General features: G+C 68.3%; 16 protein-coding genes and 1 rRNA gene. 1 reads left to right on the forward strand and 16 read right to left on the reverse strand.

The genetic code is table 11. From position 1 onward, the window contains the following. Positions 1-277: 277 nt before the first annotated feature. The 8 genes from EL340_RS04970 to argH all read right to left on the reverse strand — a co-directional run bounded on the left by EL340_RS04970 (position 278) and on the right by argH (position 8569). A 16S ribosomal RNA gene (locus EL340_RS04970) occupies positions 278-1818 on the reverse strand. Between the two features lie 577 nt (positions 1819-2395). Then, positions 2396-3658, reverse strand: coding sequence for a tyrosine--tRNA ligase (gene tyrS, locus EL340_RS04975; protein ID WP_126415318.1), 1263 nt, complete (start codon positions 3656-3658; stop codon positions 2396-2398). A gap of 169 nt (positions 3659-3827) precedes the next feature. Continuing rightward, a complete protein-coding gene (locus EL340_RS04980) occupies positions 3828-4514 on the reverse strand; it encodes an endonuclease III domain-containing protein (RefSeq protein ID WP_126413693.1) in 687 nt (228 codons plus the stop codon). Further along, positions 4477-5169 (reverse strand): class I SAM-dependent methyltransferase, encoded by a 693-nt coding sequence (locus EL340_RS04985; RefSeq protein ID WP_232023224.1) that lies wholly within the window; start codon positions 5167-5169, stop codon positions 4477-4479. Before EL340_RS04985 ends, EL340_RS04980 begins: the two co-directional genes overlap by 38 nt. Positions 5170-5176: 7 nt before the next feature. Then, positions 5177-5716: a MarR family winged helix-turn-helix transcriptional regulator gene (locus EL340_RS04990; RefSeq protein WP_126413695.1), complete on the reverse strand. Its 540-nt coding sequence runs from the start codon at positions 5714-5716 to the stop codon at positions 5177-5179. Further along, positions 5713-6138, reverse strand: a complete 426-nt coding sequence (locus EL340_RS04995) for an SRPBCC family protein (RefSeq protein WP_126413696.1) — start codon at positions 6136-6138, stop codon at positions 5713-5715. The genes EL340_RS04990 and EL340_RS04995 overlap by 4 nt, the downstream gene beginning before the upstream one ends. Positions 6139-6254: 116 nt before the next feature. Beyond that, complete coding sequence (locus EL340_RS05000) at positions 6255-6917, reverse strand: DNA-3-methyladenine glycosylase (RefSeq protein WP_126413697.1); 663 nt, start codon at positions 6915-6917, stop codon at positions 6255-6257. 68 nt (positions 6918-6985) lie between these two features. Further along, positions 6986-8569, reverse strand: coding sequence for an argininosuccinate lyase (gene argH, locus EL340_RS05005; RefSeq protein WP_197722348.1), 1584 nt, complete (start codon positions 8567-8569; stop codon positions 6986-6988). A gap of 187 nt (positions 8570-8756) precedes the next feature. Between argH and EL340_RS05010 the strand changes: the two genes are divergently transcribed. Continuing rightward, positions 8757-9629 (forward strand): formate/nitrite transporter family protein, encoded by an 873-nt coding sequence (locus EL340_RS05010; RefSeq protein ID WP_126413698.1) that lies wholly within the window; start codon positions 8757-8759, stop codon positions 9627-9629. A gap of 234 nt (positions 9630-9863) precedes the next feature. On the opposite strand, the gene EL340_RS05015 is transcribed toward EL340_RS05010, so the two are convergent. The 8 genes from EL340_RS05015 to pheT all read right to left on the reverse strand — a co-directional run bounded on the left by EL340_RS05015 (position 9864) and on the right by pheT (position 19676). Continuing rightward, a complete protein-coding gene (locus EL340_RS05015) occupies positions 9864-11087 on the reverse strand; it encodes an argininosuccinate synthase (protein WP_126413699.1) in 1224 nt (407 codons plus the stop codon). Positions 11088-11165: 78 nt separating this feature from the next. Then, a complete protein-coding gene (locus tag EL340_RS05020) occupies positions 11166-11753 on the reverse strand; it encodes an arginine repressor (RefSeq protein WP_126413700.1) in 588 nt (195 codons plus the stop codon). Then, complete coding sequence (locus EL340_RS05025; RefSeq protein ID WP_232023225.1) at positions 11750-13063, reverse strand: acetylornithine transaminase; 1314 nt, start codon at positions 13061-13063, stop codon at positions 11750-11752. The genes EL340_RS05020 and EL340_RS05025 overlap by 4 nt, the downstream gene beginning before the upstream one ends. Beyond that, a complete protein-coding gene (gene argB, locus EL340_RS05030; RefSeq protein ID WP_126413701.1) occupies positions 13060-13986 on the reverse strand; it encodes an acetylglutamate kinase in 927 nt (308 codons plus the stop codon). The genes EL340_RS05025 and argB overlap by 4 nt, the downstream gene beginning before the upstream one ends. Then, on the reverse strand, positions 13983-15179 hold the full coding sequence (argJ, locus tag EL340_RS05035; protein ID WP_126413702.1) for a bifunctional glutamate N-acetyltransferase/amino-acid acetyltransferase ArgJ: 1197 nt from the start codon (positions 15177-15179) through the stop codon (positions 13983-13985). Before argJ ends, argB begins: the two co-directional genes overlap by 4 nt. Further along, complete coding sequence (argC, locus tag EL340_RS05040) at positions 15176-16285, reverse strand: N-acetyl-gamma-glutamyl-phosphate reductase (RefSeq protein WP_126413703.1); 1110 nt, start codon at positions 16283-16285, stop codon at positions 15176-15178. The genes argJ and argC overlap by 4 nt, the downstream gene beginning before the upstream one ends. Before the next feature lie 87 nt (positions 16286-16372). After that, positions 16373-16891: a flavodoxin domain-containing protein gene (locus EL340_RS05045; protein WP_126413704.1), complete on the reverse strand. Its 519-nt coding sequence runs from the start codon at positions 16889-16891 to the stop codon at positions 16373-16375. Positions 16892-17018: 127 nt separating this feature from the next. Continuing rightward, positions 17019-19676, reverse strand: a complete 2658-nt coding sequence (pheT, locus tag EL340_RS05050) for a phenylalanine--tRNA ligase subunit beta (RefSeq protein WP_126413705.1) — start codon at positions 19674-19676, stop codon at positions 17019-17021.

Consider the following 19676-nt stretch of genomic DNA (forward strand, 5'->3'; position numbering starts at 1 on the left):
ACACCCACAAGACCCACCAGCAACAAACCAGCAGACCCTACAGGCCAGGCAACCAGGGCGCACTGCCCCAGAACCCCGACAGCATGCCACCCCCACACACACGCACACCAAGCACGCACACGCAGGGGCACCCACCCAGACCAACCAGCCCAGGCAGGCGTGTTCCTTACACCATCATCTTCCCCACGGCACCCAGCACCCCAGCCACCCCCACAAGAACAAAAGGGGTGAAACAAACCAGGACACCAGGGGCGCCGCAAGCACAATCAATCCCTAGAAAGGAGGTGATCCAGCCGCACCTTCCGGTACGGCTACCTTGTTACGACTTCGTCCCAATCACCAGCCCCACCTTCGACCGCTCCCCATAGGGCCACGGGCTTCGGGTGTTGCCGACTTTCATGACGTGACGGGCGGTGTGTACAAGGCCCGAGAACGTATTCACCGCAGCGTTGCTGATCTGCGATTACTAGCGACTCCAACTTCACGGTGTCGAGTTGCAGACACCGATCCGAACTGAGACCGGCTTTAAGGGATTCGCTCCACCTCACAGTATCGCAGCCCTCTGTACCGGCCATTGTAGCATGCGTGAAGCCCAAGACATAAGGGGCATGATGATTTGACGTCATCCCCACCTTCCTCCGAGTTGACCCCGGCAGTCTCCCGCGAGTCCCCACCACAACGTGCTGGCAACACGAGACAAGGGTTGCGCTCGTTGCGGGACTTAACCCAACATCTCACGACACGAGCTGACGACAACCATGCACCACCTGTGAACCAGCCCCCAAAGGAGGAAACCCCGTCTCCAGGACCATCCGGCACATGTCAAGCCTTGGTAAGGTTCTTCGCGTTGCATCGAATTAATCCGCATGCTCCGCCGCTTGTGCGGGCCCCCGTCAATTCCTTTGAGTTTTAGCCTTGCGGCCGTACTCCCCAGGCGGGGCACTTAATGCGTTAGCTACGGCGCGGAAGACCCGGAAAAGGCCCCCCACACCTAGTGCCCAACGTTTACGGCGTGGACTACCAGGGTATCTAATCCTGTTCGCTCCCCACGCTTTCGCTCCTCAGCGTCAGTAACGGCCCAGAGACCCGCCTTCGCCACCGGTGTTCTTCCTGATATCTGCGCATTCCACCGCTACACCAGGAGTTCCAGTCTCCCCTACCGCACTCAAGCCGGCCCGTACCCACCGCAAGCCCCCAGTTAAGCCAGAGGATTTCACGACAGACGCGACCAGCCGCCTACGAGCTCTTTACGCCCAATAATTCCGGACAACGCTCGCGCCCTACGTATTACCGCGGCTGCTGGCACGTAGTTAGCCGGCGCTTCTTATCCAGCTACCGTCAACCCACCCACAAGGAGCAGGCCTGCTTCACTGGCGAAAGAGGTTCACAACCCGAAGGCCTCCATCCCTCACGCGGCGTCGCTGCATCAGGCTTGCGCCCATTGTGCAATATTCCCCACTGCTGCCTCCCGTAGGAGTCTGGGCCGTGTCTCAGTCCCAGTGTGACCGTCCACCCTCTCAGGCCGGCTACCCGTCACCGCCTTGGTAGGCCATCACCCCACCAACAAGCTGATAGGCCGCGAGCCCATCCCCCACCGGAACAAACCTTTCCCAGGCCCACCATGCGACAGACCCAGAATATCCCGTATTAGCCACACTTTCATGCGGTTATCCAGAAGAAGGGGGCAGGTTACTCACGTGTTACTCACCCGTTCGCCACTCATCCAGAACCAGCAAGCTGGCTCCTTCACCGTTCGACTTGCATGTGTTAAGCACGCCGCCAGCGTTCGTCCTGAGCCAGGATCAAACTCTCCAAACAAAACCAACAAAAAAGGCACCCCAAGCCAACCACCAAACAAGGCAGCCAACCAGAACACCAACAGTCAGCACACAGTCCAGAAAACCAGACCAGGCCCAACCCAACCCCCCCACACAGAAGAGCCAGGCAAACCAAAACAAAACAAGCCCCAGAAACCACACACAACCACCCAAACCACCCACCACACAAGACAGGCAACCCAGACAACCACGCACAGCCCCCAGGACCCATGGCATAAAAAACATGACACACTATCGAGTTCTCAAACAACACACCCACTGAGAAATCCTCGAAAGACTTTCGTCTTTCGTCTCCTTCTCAGAAGCGCCTGGGAAACTTTAGCGAGCCGCTTTTCCTGAGTCAAACGATCGATCAGTGACCTTCGTCTCTCATTCGGCTCTTTTCAGTTCCCAGCTCCCGGCCGGTCTGAGGACTTTCATCCTCCCCGTTTCGGGCCGGAGAGAACATTACGCACCGGCCACCAGACCGTCAAACGGAAGCGCGGTGACAGTGCACACAAGGCACTGTCACCGCGCTGGAGGCCCGGTTGACGACCAGGGCATTTCCTGGGCAGGACCTAGGCGGAGCGCCCAACAGCCAGGTTCCGCCGTCCTTTACGCACCAGGACCACTCCCCCGGCGAGCAGGTGCTCAGGGCCGATGACCGTGGCCTCGTCCTCCACCTTGACGTTGTTGAGGTAGGCCCCACCCCCGGCAATAGTCTTCCGGGCAGCGTTGCGGCCCCGCTCCAGTCCTGTGCTGACGAGCAGGTCGACGATCGTCGTCTCGCCAACCACCACCTCGCCGGACGCAAGGTCGGCGGTGGCGGCCAGGATCGTCGCCTCGTCGATCTCTCCGAGGTCTCCGCGCCCCCACAGCGCAGAGGTCGCGGCCTCAGCCTGGGCCGTGGCCTCGGATCCGTGGACCCAGGTCGTGACCTCGTGAGCCAGCACCCGCTGCGCCTCGCGCGCCTTCGGGTTCTCCGCCGTCGCCGCTTCAAGGCGCTCGATCTCCTCGCGCTCCAGGAAGGTGAAGACCTTGAGGAAGCGCACCACGTCGGCGTCGTCGACCTGCAGCCAGAACTGGTAGAAGGCGTAGGGACTGAGCATCTCGGGGTTGAGCCAGATCGCCCCACCCTCGGACTTGCCGAACTTGGTGCCGTCGGCCTTGGTGATGAGCGGGTTGGTCATGACGTGGACCGAGGCGCCCTCCACCTTGTGGATGAGGTCCATCCCGCCCACAAGGTTGCCCCACTGGTCGTTACCACCGACCTCCAGGGTGCAGCCGTAGCGCCGGTAGAGCTCGAGGTAGTCGTTGGCCTGCAGCACCTGGTAGCTGAACTCGGTGTAGGAGATGCCCTCGTCGCTGGCCAGGCGGCGCGCGACGATGTCCTTGGAGAGCATCGTGCCCATGCGGAAGTGCTTGCCGAGGTCCCGAAGGAAGTCGATGGCACTCATCGCCTGGGTCCAGTCCAGGTTGTTGACGATCCGGGCGGGGTTGTCCCCGCTGAAGTCGAGGAGGTTCTCGAGCTGCTCCTGCAGGCTGGCCGCCCATCCGGCAACGACGTCCTTCGTGTTGAGGCTGCGTTCCCCCTTGGCCCGAGGGTCACCGATGAGCCCGGTCGCGCCGCCTACCAGCGCGAGCGGGTGGTGCCCGGCGAGCTGCAGGTGGCGCATGACCTTGACGGCTACGAGATGGCCGTGGTGGAGACTGGGTGCAGTCGGGTCGAACCCGCAATAGAAGGTGACGGTTCCATCGGTCAGTGCCGCGCGCAGCGCGTCGATGTCGGTGTGCTGGGCGATGAGCCCGCGCCACTGCAGTTCGTCCAGGATGTCCGTCACTGTCCAGTCGCCTTCCATGGGTCGTCGTGCGTCCTGCACGCCTTGTCCCGGCGCGTCGCGCTCGGGGCCGGCTGATACCTCCGGCGCGGATAGTCTGCCATGTCCTGGTCCGGCGTCCACGATGCGCTTGATTCGGAGCAGCACCGCGAGCGTGCGGGTCTCCCAGCCGTCACCGGTCCGCGGCCCCAATGCCGATCGTGGGGCCGTAGGTCTGCCAACCACCTGCTGCCCGGGCGCGTTGACCGGCCGCGATGACGAGTCCGTGAAAGTCCTTGAGCTGGGGGACGTCGAGACCACTGTCCGACACCGCCGGCTCGTGGGCACGTCGGGCCGCCTCATAGTCCCGTCCCACTGCGTAACCCGCCTGGCGCAGCAGGCGTCTGGCATAGGCGTCGAAGATGAACCGGGGCCGGTCGTACACCATGAGGGCGACGACGTCGGCCGTCTCGGGCCCGAAACCGGGAAGCCTCATCAGCTCCGCGCGCAGGGCCCCGTCATCGAGGGCGGCTGCGGTTCCTCCCTTCGGTCCGCCGGACCAGGTCGCGTAGGCGCGCAGTGCGCGGGCCTTGGACTTCATGAATCCGCTGGGGCGGATCAGGTCGATGAGGTCGGTCTCGTCCAGCGCGAGCAGCCGGTCGGCCTCGAAGGCGGTGGCCTGACGCAGCGCATCCAGGGAGCGCTGGACGTTACCCCATGCGGTGTTCTGGACGAGGACGGCCCCGCAGACGTACTCGAGGTCGCTCTCGGCAGGCCAGACCTCGATCTCACCGAGCTCGGCGCGCAGCAGCTCGTACAGAGTGCGCATAGGTACCGGTGAGTCAATGGGGATCTGACCAGGAATCGGAGAGTCGTTCATGAGTCCTTGGTGAGTCGATGGTGAGTCGATGGTGAGTAGGTGGCGGGTCGGCGGTGGGTCGCTCCCAGACGAGGGTGTAGCGGTAGTAGAAGCGCCGTCGGACCCTGGCTCCGGGAAGGACCCGGGAGGCCGCGGCACGGATCTCACCGAGCGACTCTCGCGGAGGAGCCGTGACGACCCCGACGTCCCGCGTCTCCCTGCGCAGGGCCCCGATAACGCGCAGTGGAAGGACGGCGAGCGCCGACAGCATCCAGTCCCATGGGCTCTTGCTGGCGGCCAGGCCGACGACGATGAGCCGGCCGCCGGGTGCCACCAGTCCACCCAGCCTCCTCAGAGCCGGTTTCAGCGGGAGGTGGTGAAGCGTGGCCACGCAGGTGACGGTCTCAAAGGTTCCGATGCGCTCAGGCAGGGCAGGGTCCATGGCGTCGTCGAGGCGGGCCTCGGCCTGCGGGACTCGCGCCAGGCGATGACGTGATCGCGCAACGGCCTGCTCGTCGGCATCGATTCCAACGACGCGGCGGCACACCGCCGCCAGGCGCGCGAGCAGGAGGCCGTCTCCGCATCCGACATCGAGCGCCCGTCCACCGCGCAGTCCAGCATCCCGCACGATGCGCCGGTGAAAGGCGACGTTGTGGTTCCAGTAGTTCTCAGCCACTGCGGCCTTACGGGGCGGCAGCCGCGATCGGGCCGTCCGCATCACCCGGGTTCTGACGACTACGGCCCTTTCTAGCGGACCCGTCGATGCCTTCGACATGGCGCTCTGCTGGTCTTCGCACCGCGGGACCGGCCTCTTGCAGCAGCGCATCGCGCAGGTGAGGCATGGCGGCGAAGTACGCCTCATCGGCGTCTTCGACGAGGCGCGTAGCCCGGGCTCCCACGTCCCGTCCTGCCGCCGTCGTTGTCACGATCCTGGCGCGAGCGTCGCTGGGGTCCTGCTGGCGTGAGATGAGGCCTGCCTGCTCCAGCTTGCGCAGCACCTGGCTGGCGGTCTTGACGTCCATTCCCGCCTGGGACGCGATCATCACCTGGGTGCTGCTGTCGCCGTGCTCCTCGAGCCATGACGTGCAGGCGAGGATGACGAACTGCGAGTGTGTCAGTCCGACGGGCTCCAGGGCGGCCATGATGTCACGTTGCCAGGCAAGTGCGGTCCTCCACATGAGGAAGCCCGGGCTCGCCTCCGGCCGCTGGAACCGTGTTCTCACATGGCGACCCTAGCAGCCTCGATGAGCGAGTCGATGGCCTGGGGGAAGTCCTTGGCGATTTGCGGTCCGACCACCGGGCCGGCGTCATCGGCACCGGGACCATCAATGTCGAGGCGGGTGATGACGACGCTCTCCCCTCGCGTTTCCGCGGGCATGAAGGAGTGCGTGAAGGTCAGCTCCATGCCGCCGTAGGAGGCACGGTCCGCCTGCACATGAGGTGGTTCCCATCGCGTGATGACGATATCGACACTGTCCTGCCCCGCCGGCGTCATCGTGACCCGCGCACCGAGCCCCACCGGCTCGAGAGGCTTGTAGCGGTCCCCTTCAGGGAGCTCGATCTCACCGGCGAGGACCTTGATCCATGTGTCCCACAGGGTTTCCACCGGGAGATCCGCCGTCCGTTCGCACTCAGTCGACCACATTGCTCTTCCGTCCTCCGAGGTCCATCGACAACAATAGTCTCTACACAGATTATCTGCGCACCTATTATTACGTCATGCGGCCGTCCTGCGCAAGCGGCGACGTGCCACTGAGAAGATCAGCCCCGAGGACGTCTCCTGCTGACAGCGGGTCTGTAGGCCGAGACAGTGGGGTCGCCGTCGAGCCAGAAACGCCATGGGAAGGCTTCTCCGTCTCCTCCGGGACCGGCGACCCCGGTGCGTGGCCCACGCCGAATGCGCTCAGCAGCCGGCGCCTGCCGTGGCTCGGGAAGAGTCAGGCTGACGCGCGATCCCGGTCCGCCTAACGGTGCGCCGTCGTCGGACCGGTCCAGCCCGAGCGCCGAGCACAGCCGGGCCGGGCCACGGGCCAGGTCCCTGTCGACCCGCGCGGCGGGGCGACGAAGCCGGGCGAGCTCCACTCCCTCCACCACCTCTCCGGCGCGCAGGAGCACCGCTCGAGAGACCCCAGCCGGCCCGGTGACGATATTGAGGCAATGGTGCATGCCGTAGGTGAAGTAGACGTAGATGCACCCGCCCGCCTCGAACATGGAGGCGTTGCGTGCTGTGCGCCCACGGAAGGCATGGGAACCGGGGTCCTCCTCACCCCGGTAGGCCTCCACCTCGGTCAGGCGGATCACAACGCGCCCCTGCGGACCGGCAACCGCGATGACGGCGCCCAGCAGCGCCGGGGCCACCTCCAGGCTGTCGCGGCCCAGCAGCGAGGCGACCTCGGGGCTCAGGCTCGTCGCTTGATCAGCCATGAATGTCCTGACGGCCGAGTTCAGTCCGGCTCAGACCGGCTCAGGCATGGTCGCTCTCGACGTCCGCATCAGTCCTCCTCGTCGTCGACCCCGCTCGGCTCGGGCCACTGGGGACCTGCGGGGCCGTCCAGCAGAGAACCCTCCCAGGCGAAGACCCGCAGCTCTGCGCTGCGGGCGATGGCCCGAGCGAGCTGCTCGACGACGCGCACCGGCGCGGTACCGCCGTGTCCGGTGCGGGCGGCCACCGAGCCCTCGGCGGACAGGACCTCCCTCACGCCCGGGGTGAGTCGCTCGTCGATGGCGGCGAAGTCGTCATCGGACAGGTCCCACAGCTCGATGCCGCGGCTCTCGCACTCGCGCACGCAGGCGCCGGAGATCTCATGGGCCTGGCGGAAGGGCACCCCGTTCTTGACCAGCCACTCGGCCACGTCAGTGGCCAGGGAGAAGCCCTGGGGGGCAAGGGCCGCCATGCGCTCACAGTGGAGGGTCATGGTGGACACCATGCCGCTGACCGCCGGAAGGAGGATGGCCAGGGTGTCGACGGCGTCGAAGACGGGCTCCTTGTCCTCCTGCAGGTCGCGGTTGTAGGCCAGGGGCAGGGCCTTGAGAGTGGCGAGCAGCCCGGTCAGATCACCGATGAGGCGCCCGGCCTTGCCACGGGCGAGCTCGGCGACGTCCGGGTTCTTCTTCTGCGGCATGATGGACGAGCCCGTGGAGTAGGAGTCGTCCAGGGTGACGAAGTCGAACTCCTTGGTGTTCCAGATGATGATCTCCTCGCTCAGGCGCGAGACGTCCACCGCCACCATCGCCAGGACGAAGCTCAGCTCGGCGACGACGTCGCGGGCGGCGGTACCGTCGATGGAGTTCTCCACAGCAGCCTCGAAACCCAGGTCGGCGGCCACGGCGTCGGGGTCCATGCCGAGCGTGTTGCCGGCCAGAGCGCCGGATCCGTAGGGGCTCACGGCGGCGCGAGCGTCCCAGTCCTCAAGGCGCTCGACGTCTCGCATGAGTGGCCAGGCGTGAGCGAGCAGCTGGTGGGCGACCAGCACGGGCTGGGCGTGCTGCATGTGGGTGCGTCCGGGCATGATGGCGTCGGAGGCGCCGGCGGCCTGGTCGATGAGGGCGTCGACGACGTCGAGGACGAGCCCGGCCACGTGGCGCGCCTGGTCGCGCAGGTACATGCGGATGAGGGTGGCGATCTGGTCGTTACGGCTGCGTCCGGCGCGCAGACGCCCGCCCAGGTCGTCGCCGGCGCGCTCGATCAGACCACGCTCCAGAGCGGTGTGGACGTCCTCATCCGTCACCTCAGGGACGAAGACACCGGCGACGACGTCGGCCTCAAGACGGTCCAGGGCGTCCAGCATGCCGCTCAGCTGGCCCGCGTCCAGCAGGCCTGCCTGCGCCAGAGCCCGGGCGTGGGCGCGCGAACCGGCGATGTCGTAGCGGGCCAGGCGCCAGTCGAAGTGGGTGCTCACCGACAGGGCGGCCAGCGCGTCGGCGGGTCCCCCGGAGAAGCGCCCGCCCCACAGGCTGACGCCCGCAGGCTCCAGTCTCTGCTGCGAGTCGGAGGAGGCGGACTGGGCGGAGGAGGATGCATCGAGCCCTCTGGCGGGCTGGGTGGAGGACTGGCTCATGACCCCATCATGACCCATGTGCCCGCTCAGGCGCCTCAGTGGTAAGTCAGTGGTGCGTCTGCGGCGAGGCCGTGGTAGACCGGCGGCAAAAACACCCCCGCCCTGGTTGAGGAAGGCACAGGAGCGAGAGCGGGCCGGGCGACACCAACCGACGGGAAGGAAGAAGGGCCTGCCCGGTTGCTCGCCAGTCATGTCATGATGAGCCATGCCCGCCGAACAAGACGCTCTTTTCCCAGGCAAGCAATTCATCTCCACCGTGCTCGAGGCGCTGGAGACCAAGACCAGGATGACCGGGGCCCTCGCCCACCGCTACCTCATGCGTGCGGCGATGGCCGGCATGATCGTGGCGGTCTTCTACATCGTGAACTACGCCATCGTCGGTATCTTCGCCGGCCTTCATGTCGGGGACACGTCTCTGGCGGGGGTCGGCAAGCTCCTCGGGGCCCTGGCCTTCGGGCCCGCCCTCGTCTTCATCTACTACACGAAGTCCGAGCTGCTCACCAGCAACATGATGGTGGTGGTCATCGGCTACTACTACCGGAGCATCTCCGCGTGGAGGGTCGTCAGGGTGCTGTTCATGTGCCTGGTCGGCAACTTCATGGGCGGACTCGTCTTCGCCGTCATGTACCGCTTCTCCACGCTTGTGGACGGCCCCACCGGTGAGCAGGCGGTGCACTCGGTGGAGGCAAAGCTGGGCTACCTGTCGACGGCCTCGGGGGTCGCCGACCTCTTCGTGCGGGCGATTCTGTGCAACTTCATGATCAACCTGGCGATGCTTCTCATCTACAACGGGTTCATCCATGAGGACTGGTCCAAGATCTTCTCGATGATCATCGCCGTGTTCGTCTTCGCCTTCCTCGGCTTCGAGCACTCGGTGGCCAATACGGTCCTGTTCACCGTCGTCGGCCTGACGCACGGGATCGACGTCCTGCCAGCGCTGGGCAACGTGGCCGTGGCCCTGCTGGGCAACTTCGTGGGCGGCGGGCTGCTCATCGGCGGCTACTACGCCTACGCCAACGACGACTCCCGGTGGCTGCGCCGCCAGCCCCAGAAGGACGAGGTTCAGACGGCTGAGTAGGCCCAGGTAGACCCGAGGAGGCCGACGTAGACCCGATCAGGGCCTGGCCCTCGCTCCTCGACCGTCAAGTCAGCTGTGCCCTTCAGCCCACCCGGGCCAGCACGAGCGAACCGGTTGCCTCCACCGCTGACGGTGGAGGCAACCGGTTCGCCGCACTCATGCGGTATTCAGGTGTCCAGTCTCAGGACTCCCCTGGAAGACAGGCGCCGGGCAGCAGTCCTGTCAGAGGTCCTGTCAGAATCCCTGTCCGTTGCCGGCGCGCACGTCGCGGGCGGCGGCGAGCTTGGACTGCATCCCGTAGATCTCGATGAATCCTCGAGAGGAGGACTGGTCGAAGGTGTCCCCGCTCTCGTAGGTGGCCAGGTTGAAGTCGTACAGGCCGGTCTCGGAGCGGCGCCCGGTGACGGTCGCCCGGCCGCCGTGCAGGACCATCCGGATGTCGCCGTTGACGTAGCGCTGGGTGTCCTCGATGAAGGCGTCCATGGAGCGCTTGAGCGGGGAGTACCACTGGGCCTCGTAGACGAGCTCGGCCCAGGTCTGCTCCATGCCCCGCTTGTAGCGGCGCTGCATGCGCTCCAGGGTGACGGCCTCGAGCGCCTGGTGCGCCTCGATGAGGGCCACGGCCCCGGGGGCCTCGTAGATCTCACGGGACTTGATGCCCACGAGTCGGTCCTCGACCATGTCGATGCGTCCCACGCCCTGGGCGCCGGCCCGGCGGTTGAGCTCCTGAATGGCCTCCAGCGGGGTGACGTCCCGCCCGTCGATGGCCACCGGGATGCCCTCCTTGAAGGTGAGAGTCACCTCGTCGGGCAGGGGCGGGTAGGTGGGGTCATCGGTGTAGACGTAGACGTCCTTGGTGGGGGCGTTCCACAGGTCCTCCAGGTAGCCGGTCTCGATGGCGCGTCCCCACACGTTCTGGTCGATGGAGAACGGGTTGTGCTTGGTGGTCTCGATCGGCAGGTTGTGCTTCTCGGCGTAGTCGATGGCGACGTCTCGGGTCAGGGCCAGGTCGCGCACCGGCGAGATGCAGTCCATGTCCGGAGCCATGGAGGTGATGGAGACCTCGAAGCGGACCTGGTCGTTGCCCTTTCCGGTGCAGCCGTGCGCCACGGTGTGGGCGCCGAACTCGCGGGCGGCCTTGACCAGGTGACGGGCGATGACGGGCCGCGAGAGCGCCGAGACGAGCGGGTAGGTTCCCTCGTAGAGGGCGTTGGCCTTGAGGGCGGGCATGCAGTAGTCGTTGGCGAACTCGTCGCGGGCGTCGGCCACGTAGGCCTCAACAGCGCCGCAGTCCAGGGCTCGCTGACGGATCACCTCAAGGTCCTCTCCGCCCTGACCGACGTCGACGGCGACAGCGACGACCTCGCGACCAGTGGCCTCGCCGATCCAGCCGATGGCGACAGACGTGTCCAGGCCTCCGGAGTAGGCCAGGACGACACGGTCCTTGTGGGTGCTCATGGGATCTCTCTTCTCTTCGTGGTGACACTGGCGAACCAGCGGTGAGGTGACTGAGGTGTCAAGGGCTGTGGGGAGAGGTCAGGCTCTGGCCGAGGGGTCGGCCAGGGCGAGCAGGTGCCCGGCCACGTCAGCGGCGACCTGCCCGCTGCGGGTGATGACCAGGACGGTGTCGTCTCCAGCGATGCAGCCCAGGACCCCGGGCATCATCGCGTCGTCGACGGCCCCGGCGAGCAGCTGAGCGGCTCCGGCCGGGGTTCGCAGGACCACCTGGGAGCCGGCCCACTCGGCGGTGACGAGCAGCTCGGCGCACCACCGGGCCAGGCGGGGAGTCGTGTGGGCACGCAGGGAGTCATCGGCCTCCTCCGCCCCGCTAAGGGCTCCGGCGTGGACCTGGCCCGGGGCCCCGGCCTCAGGCATCGAGTAGATGAGCTCACCGCCCGGGGCCCGGATCTTCGTGGCCCGCAGCTCCACCAGGTCCCGCGAGAGCGTCGCCTGGGTGGTGCTGATGCCGCGCTGCGCCAGGGCCTTGCGCAGCTGGGCCTGGGAGCGGATGCGCTCCCGGGAGAGGATCTGGACGATGCTGGCGTGCCTAGCGGTCTTGGTCCCGGGTGTCAGCGGCGCCGCCGCCGCCAGGTCCTGCTGGGAGTCCTCGATGGTGGCGCTCATGAGCCCGCCTTCTCAGACTGCGCCCGAGACAGGACCTCGGACAACGCGGCGGTGAAGGCTCGGGCATCGTCGTCGGACAGAATGAAGGGCGGCGCCAGACGGATCGTGTCCGGACGCGGCGCGTTGACGATGAAGCCTCGCTGCGCCAGGGCGGCGACGATCTCACCCGCGGGCGGCAGGCCCTCGGCCAGCCCGACGCCGATCAGCAGGCCCCGGCCGCGCACCTGGTCGACGCCGTCGACTGCCGCCAGCTCCCGGGCCCAGGTCGAGCCGAGCCGATCGACCCGGCCGAGCAGGTCCTGGCTGCGGATGGTCTCGATGACGGCGAGTGCGGCCGCGCAGGCCACCGGGTTGCCGCCGAAGGTGGTGCCGTGCTGACCGGGTCCGAGGAGGGCCGCGGCCTCACCGGTGGCGATGACCGCGCCGATGGGGATGCCGCCGCCCAGTCCCTTGGCGAGGGTGACGACGTCGGGCACGACGCCGGGGGCCAGCAGGTGGTGGGCCATCCAGGCGCCGGAGCGCCCCATGCCGGTCTGGACCTCGTCGATGATGAGCAGGGCGCCGGCCTGCCTGGTCAGTTCGCGGGCGGTCTCCAGGTACCCGGCGGGCAGCTCGCGAACCCCCGCCTCGCCCTGGATCGGCTCGATGATGAGCGCCGCGACGTCGGGGCCCAGTGCGCTGCGCAGCGCGTCGGTGTCGCCTGCCGGGATGAACTCGACCCCGCCGGGAAGCGGTTCGAAGGGCTCTCGGTAGGCGGCCTTGTGGGTCAGGGCCAGGGCGCCCATGGTCCGCCCGTGGAAGGCGTCCTGGAGCGCCAGGACCCGGGGGCGGCTGCTACCGCCGTGCCGGCGGGCGATCTTGAAGGCGGCCTCATTGGCCTCGGTCCCGGAGTTGGCCAGGAAGACCTTGGACTCGTGCGCTGGCAGGCCCGGAAAGGTCAGGGAGACGAGCGTCTCGGCGAGGCGGACCTGGGCGGGGGTGGTGAAGAAGTTCGAGACGTGGCCGAGGGTGTTGAGCTGGTTGCTCACGGCCTCGACGATCGCGGGGTGGGCGTGGCCCAGGCAGTTGACGGCGATGCCCGCGAGGAGATCGGTGTACTCCTTGCCGTCGGCATCCCAGACGTGGGCGCCCTGACCACGGACCAGGACCCGGCCGGGGGTGCCGAAGGTATTCATGACGGCGCCGGTGTAACGCTCCAGCCAGCCGGCATTACCGGCACTGCCGGCGTCGTCGGTTCCCCGAGCGGCGGCCTGCGCGTCGGGATCCGGCAGCACTGAGGACGATCCTGAGGGGCTCGAGGGGATGGTCATAGACTCTTGCCTCCGTTCAGTGGCGGTATCGGGGCGTCCCCTGGGTGGATGACGGTACCGACGCCCTGGTCGGTGACGATCTCCAGGAGCATGCTGTGGGCCTGTCGCCCGTCGACGACGTGGGCCTGCCCGACTCCGCCGTAGACGGCCCGCAGACAGGCCTCCATCTTGGGAATCATCCCGGACTCGAGCGTGGGCAGGAGCTCCTCGAGCGCGGCCGCGCTGATGAAGGGCACCAGCGAGCTGCGGTCCGGCCAGGCGGAGTAGAGCCCCTCGACGTCGGTGAGCATGAGCAGCGTGCGGGCCTGAAGTGCCACGGCGATCGCCGCGGCGGCCGTGTCGGCGTTGACGTTGAGGACGGTCTCGGAGTCCGTCATCAGCGGGGCGACCGAGGAGATGACGGGGATACGACCCTGGTCGAGCAGGTCGATGATGGGCTGCGGGCTGACGTCGACGACGTCGCCGACCAGGCCCACGTCGACGCTCTGGCCGTCCACCGTGGCCAGGCGCTGACGGGCCCGTAGGAGTCCGCCGTCCTCGCCGCTGATGCCGACCGCGGCGGAGCCGTCGGTGTTGAGCAGGGAGACGAGCTCGCGCTGCACCGAGCCGGTGAGGACCATGCGGACCACGTCCATGACCTCGGGCGTGGTGACGCGCAGGCCGCCGCGGAACTGTGAGCTGATGCCCAGTCGCTTGAGCATGGCGTTGATCTGGGGGCCGCCGCCGTGGACGACGACGGGGCGCACCCCGACCTGGTGGAGGAAGAGGATGTCCTGGGCGAAGGCGCGCTTGAGGTCGTCGTTCACCATGGCGTTGCCGCCGTACTTGATGACCATGGTGGCGCCCTTGTAGGTGCGCAGCCACGGCACGGCCTCCAGCAGGACGGATGCCTTGATCTGCGGGTCGAGAGGTGTCCGGTTCATGTCGTGTAGTCCGCGTTGATGGTGACGTATCCGTGGGTGAGGTCGTTGGTCCACACGGTGGCCTCGGCCTGCCCCGCCGACAGGGCGATGTCGATGCGGGTCTCACGCGGGCTCATGTCCACCGTGTCCCGGTCCTGGTCGGGGGCGCCGTGACGGAAGATCGTCACCCCGTTGATGGTGACGTCGACCTCATCGGGGTTGAAGGGGCAGACGTCCTCGGGCACGGTCCCGAGCTGGGACAGGACGCGCCCCCAGTTGGGGTCGGCTCCGGCGACGGCGCACTTGAGGAGGTTGGAGGAGCTCACGGTGCGGGCCGCGGCCTCGGCGGCGGCCTCGCTGACGGCGCCGCTGACCGTGATGGCGATGTCGTGGGTGGCGCCCTCGGCGTCGGCCACGAGGCGCCGGCCGAGACGACCCATGACCTCGGTCAACGCCTCCTTGAGCCCGCTCTGCGACGGTGTGACCCCGGAGGCCCCGGAGGCCAGGAGGAGGACGGTGTCGTTGGTGGACATGCAGCCGTCGGAGTTGATCCGGTTGACGGTGCGTGCGGTGGCTGACGCCAGGGCGTCCTGCGCCTCCTGGGGAGTGAGGACGGCGTCAGTGGTGATGACGGCGAGCATCGTGGCCAGGCCGGGGGCCAGCATGCCCACGCCCTTGATCATGCCGCCGATGGTCCAGCGCTCCTCGCCGGCACCGACGGTCAGGGCGTCCTCCTTGGAGACGGTGTCGGTGGTCATGATGGCGGCGGCCGCATCGGAGCCGGCGCGGGGCGTATCGGCCAGGGCGAGGGCGGCGACGTCGATCCCCTCCAGGAGGACGGACATGTCGATGCGCTCTCCGATGACGCCGGTGGAGCACACCAGGACCTGACTCGGCTCAGTTCCCAGCAGCCCGGCGGCACAGGCGGCGGTGGCCTCGGTGTCGCACTGGCCCTGGGCTCCGGTACACGCGTTGGCGCTCCCGGAGTTGAGGACGACGGCGCGGGCACGGCCCGGGTCGTTCCCGTCCTGACCCGCCAGGAGCCGGCGCGACCAGACGACGGGCGCGGCGACGACACGGTTGGTGGTGAATACTCCGGCTGCGGTATCCAGCGGGCCGTCGTTGACGACCAGGGCGAGATCGGGCTTGCCGGAGGCCTTGAGACCGGCGCGCACGCCGGCGGCGCGGAAGCCCCGGGCTGCGGTCACGCTCACGGTGCTACTCCTTGGGTGGTGATGGCGGTGGTCTCCTCCAGGCCGAGGGCCAGGTTGAGGGACTGCACGGCGGCGCCGGCGGTGCCCTTGCCGAGGTTGTCGATGGCGCACATGGCCACCACGGTGTCCGCGCCGCGATCGATGGCGACCTGGACGGTGGCTGTGCCGGTGCCCAGGACGGTGCCCGTGGTGGGCCAGGTCCCCTCGGGCAGGAGATGGATGAGGCTCTCACCGCTGCCGGCCGCCCCGTAGGCGGTCTCCCAGGCCGCTCGCACGGTGGCCTCCGGGTCTGGCGCCTCGCGCAGGGCCGGGGTCATGGGGGCGGTGACGGTGGCGAGGATGCCGCGGCTCATGGGAACCAGGACCGGGGTGAAGGACAGGTGCGTCGAGCCGGAGGTGACGCCCGCCACCTCGAGGTTCTGGATGATCTCGGGGATGTGCCGGTGGGTGCCGCCGACGGCGTAGGGCTGGGCCGATCCCAGCGCCTCGGCGGCGGTGAGGTGAGGCTTGAGCGCCTTGCCCGCACCGGAGTAGCCGACCGCCAGGACCGCTGTCAGCCGGGACGGGTTGATGAGTCCGGCGGCGACTCCGGGCTGGAGGGCCAGGGTGACGGCGGTGACGTTGCAGCCGGGGACCGCGATACGCCTGGTGGCGGTGAGCTCAGCGCGCTGGGCCCGGGCACGGACCTCGCCCTCGTGCAGAAGCTCGGGCATGCCGTAGGTCCAGGCCCCGGCGTAGTCGGTGCCGTAGAAGTCCTCCCACGCCTGCTGGCTGGTCAGGCGGTGGTCCGCTCCGCAGTCGATGACCAGAGGCGCTGCACCATTGCGGTCGCCGAACCTCTCAAGGGCGGCCGTGACGGCCCCTGAGGCCCCGTGAGGCAGAGCCAGGACGACGACGTCGTGCTCGGCCAGGACCTCGGCCTCGGTCGGTTGGACGATCCGGTCCGCCAGGGACAGCAGGTGCGGATGGTGATCGCCGAGGCAGCTGCCGGCCGACGAGGCCGCGGTGAGTGCACCGATCGTCACCTCGGGATGGGCGGCAAGCAGGCGCAGGACCTCGCCACCTGCGTATCCGGTGGCTCCGGCAACAGCAACAGTCCAGGTCATGCAGCAACCATACATCCGCCTGTATAGAAATACAGTCACCCGAGGGTCGCTGTGACCTTTCTCCTGCCACCGCCTCCACCGAAGCGACTAGCTGCGCTCCCTGCGCCCGGTGAGCGTGTCGTCATAGAGAGAGGTGGCGATGGCGTCAGCCCACTGGCGCACCTCGTCCCAGTCGCGGTAGTCGCCCTCGGTGGCTCCCCCCAGCTTGGCGATGGAGCGCTCGCGCAGGTTGAGCTGAGAGGGGTCGAAGCGGCCCGCGAAGGTCATGTGGTCCTCCGGATCGAGCGCCAGCAGAACCGGGCCGATGCGCATGGGGTCCGCGACCTTGCCCTTCGGCAGGCCGGAGAGCCCCACGGAGAAGGCCCACACAGGGCTGGCCTTGAGTGCGTCGTGGAAGCGCTCAGTGAAGGCGACGGCCTCCGGCGTCCACTTGGTCATGTAGACGGCGCTGCCCAGGATGAAGGCGTCGTACCCGTCGACGCTGGCGACGTCCTCGGGACGCTTGGTCTCCACGTCGATCTGCGCCGCCTGGAGCCGTTCGGCGATCACCGCGGCCACCTCGTCGGTGGACCCGTGCCTGGAGGAAGAGGTAAGCAGGATCTTCATGGCGCCTAGTATTGCGGAGACCACACTCGCTGTCTGGGACCCGTTACCCGACGAAGGTGTTGAAGACGCGCTGACGGCCATGATGTGCATCACATCATGGCCGTCAGTGATGGCGCATCCGTGCGGCTCAGCTGCGCAGCTCAGCCCCGAGGAGCTTAGCGGCTCGCTTGACCACGCGCTTGCGTACGCCCGCGGTCTCCTCGGCGGTCAGCGTGCGGTCGGGAGCGCGCAGCACCAGGGAGACTGCCAGTGACTTCTTGCCCTCGCCGAGCTGGGAGCCGCGGAAGACGTCGAAGAGGCGCACCTCCTCGGCCAGGTTCCCGGCCGCCTGCCTGACCAGGTTCTCGACCTCGGCCGCGGTGACGGCCTCGTCGACGACGAGCGCGATGTCCTCCTTGGCGGCCGGGAAGGTGGAGACGGCCTTGACCTGGAGCGCCCCGGCGCTGCGCGCGGCCTCCAGCAGCGGGTCGAGGTCGATCTCGACGGCGCAGGCACGCTCAGGCAGTCCGAGCTCGCGCACCACCCGCGGGTGGAGCTCGCCGGCGTGAGCGATGAGTTCTCCGGGCTCGACCTCCTTGCCCCGGCGCTGACCGGGCAGGCGGATCTCCGCAGTGCGGCCGGGGTGCCAGGGGGCGTAGGGCTGCTCAGGCGCAGTGACCACGATCTCCACGCCGAGCGCAGAGGCCACCGTGCGGACCACGTCGACGGCGTCGGCCCAGTCCCAGGGGCGCCCGGCCCCGAGGACCCCGGCGCGCTGGCGGTCGCCGACCATGACGGCGCCGATGTGGGTGGGCTGGGAGGGGATGCCCGCCCTGAGGGCCGCTTCCTCAGCATCGGTGGGGCGGCGGTCGGTCCCGGGAATCGGTGCAGGGACGGTTCCGGCCGGGTGGGTGACTGACCCGACCTCGAAGACGGCCACGTCGGCCAGGCCGCGCGAGACGTTGCGCCGGGCCACCTCCACCAGGGAGTCCAGGACGCTGGTGCGAAGGTGGGGAGCGTCCTCCGCGAGCGGATTGGCCAGATGGACCGTCTGACGGCGAGGGTCGGAGGCGGGGATCTCGAGCAGGTCGTGGACGTCCCCGATGAAGGGGTAGGACAGGACCTGGGTGAGTCCGGCGTCGGCCAGGGCGCGCACGACGTCCCGGCGGGCCCTCTGGTCGGCGCTCAGCCCCGTGCCTGCCGGCGCTGTGGGCACAATGACCGGGATGGCGTCGTAGCCGTCGAGGCGGGCGATCTCCTCAGCCAGGTGGGCGGGACCGACGAGGTCGGGCCGCCAGGTCGGCGGGGTGACGGTCAGGATCGCGGTCCCGTCCTCGGCGCTGCCGGCCTGCTCCACGGCGCAACCGATGGTGGTGAGCAGCTCAGTGACGCGGTCGGTGCCGTAGGCGACACCGGTGAGACGCTCGGCGGCGTCGGAGCGCATGGTGATGGGCTCGGGAGCCCTGGTGCGGTTGATGTCGGTGGCCACGGGCTCGGCGGTGCCGCCGCCGTACTCGACGAGCAGGTCGACGGCTCGCTGGGCGGCGACGGGGGCCAGCTCGGTGTCGACGCCGCGCTCATTGCGCTTGGCGGACTCGGTCGGCAGCTTGTGCCGGCGGGCGGACCGGGCCACGGAGACCGGGTCGAAGTGGGCGGCCTCGATGAGGACGTCGCGGGTGTCGGCGTCGACCTCGCTGAGGGCTCCGCCGAAGACTCCGGCCAGGACCAGGGCGCGAGAGCCCTCCCCCTGCGGGGAGTCGGCGATGACCAGGTCCTCGGGATCCAGGGTGCGGGTGACCTCGTCGAGGAAGGTGAGCGTCTCCCCCACCTGGGCGCGGCGCACGACGATGGGGGCGGCGAGCTTGCCGGCGTCGAAGGCGTGCAGCGGCTGTCCCAGGTCGAGCATGACGTAGTTGGTGACGTCGACAGCCAGGGAGATGGGCCGCATTCCGGCGGCGGTGAGGCGGTCCTGCATCCAGGCCGGGGAGGGGGCCGACGGGTCGATGCCGCGCACGAGGCGGGCGACGTAGCGGTCGCAGCCGGGGCGGCCGTGGATGGGCCTGGGGTCCTCGGGGACGACGACGTCGAAACCGTCCTCACCGGCCTGCGCCTGACCGTTGGGGTAGAGCCCCTTGTCGGTGACGTCGGCGGGATCGGTGAAGCGGGCGCCGGTGGAGTGGGAGTACTCGCGGGCCACGCCGCGCATGGAGAAGCAGTAGCCGCGGTCCGGGGTCACGTTGATCTCCAGGACCTCCTCCCCCAGGCCCAGGATGCCGATGGCGTCGCTCCCGGGGGCGGGCGGCTCCTCGCCGTCGTGCCCGTGCTCGGCCAGCCACTGCTGAAGCACGATGATGCCGGAGTGGTCCTCTCCGATGCCCAGCTCTCGGGCCGAGCAGATCATGCCGTCTGAGACGTGGCCGTAGGTCTTGCGCGCGGCGATGCGGAAGTCACCGGGCAGGACGGCGCCGGGCAGGCTGACGACGACGTAGTCGCCGACGTCGAAGTTGTGGGCGCCGCAGACGATGCCGCGACTGGGCAGGTCGGAGGGCTCCTTGCCGGTGCCGGGTGCGTCGTTGTGCTCGGGGCCGACGTCAACGCGGCAGTAGTTGATGACCTTGCCGTTGGACTGCTCCTTGGCCTCACGGGTGAGGACCTTGCCGACGACGAGCGGGCCGGTGACGGCCGGGGGGACGATGCGCTCCTCCTCCAGACCGACCCGCACGAGGTCTGCGGCGAGCTGCTCGGCGCTCAGACCGGCGGGGACGTCGACGTGCTCGCGCAGCCATTCAATGGGGACGTAGGGCAT

The sequence above is a fragment of the Actinomyces viscosus genome (assembly GCF_900637975.1).
Taxonomy (GTDB): domain Bacteria; phylum Actinomycetota; class Actinomycetes; order Actinomycetales; family Actinomycetaceae; genus Actinomyces; species Actinomyces viscosus.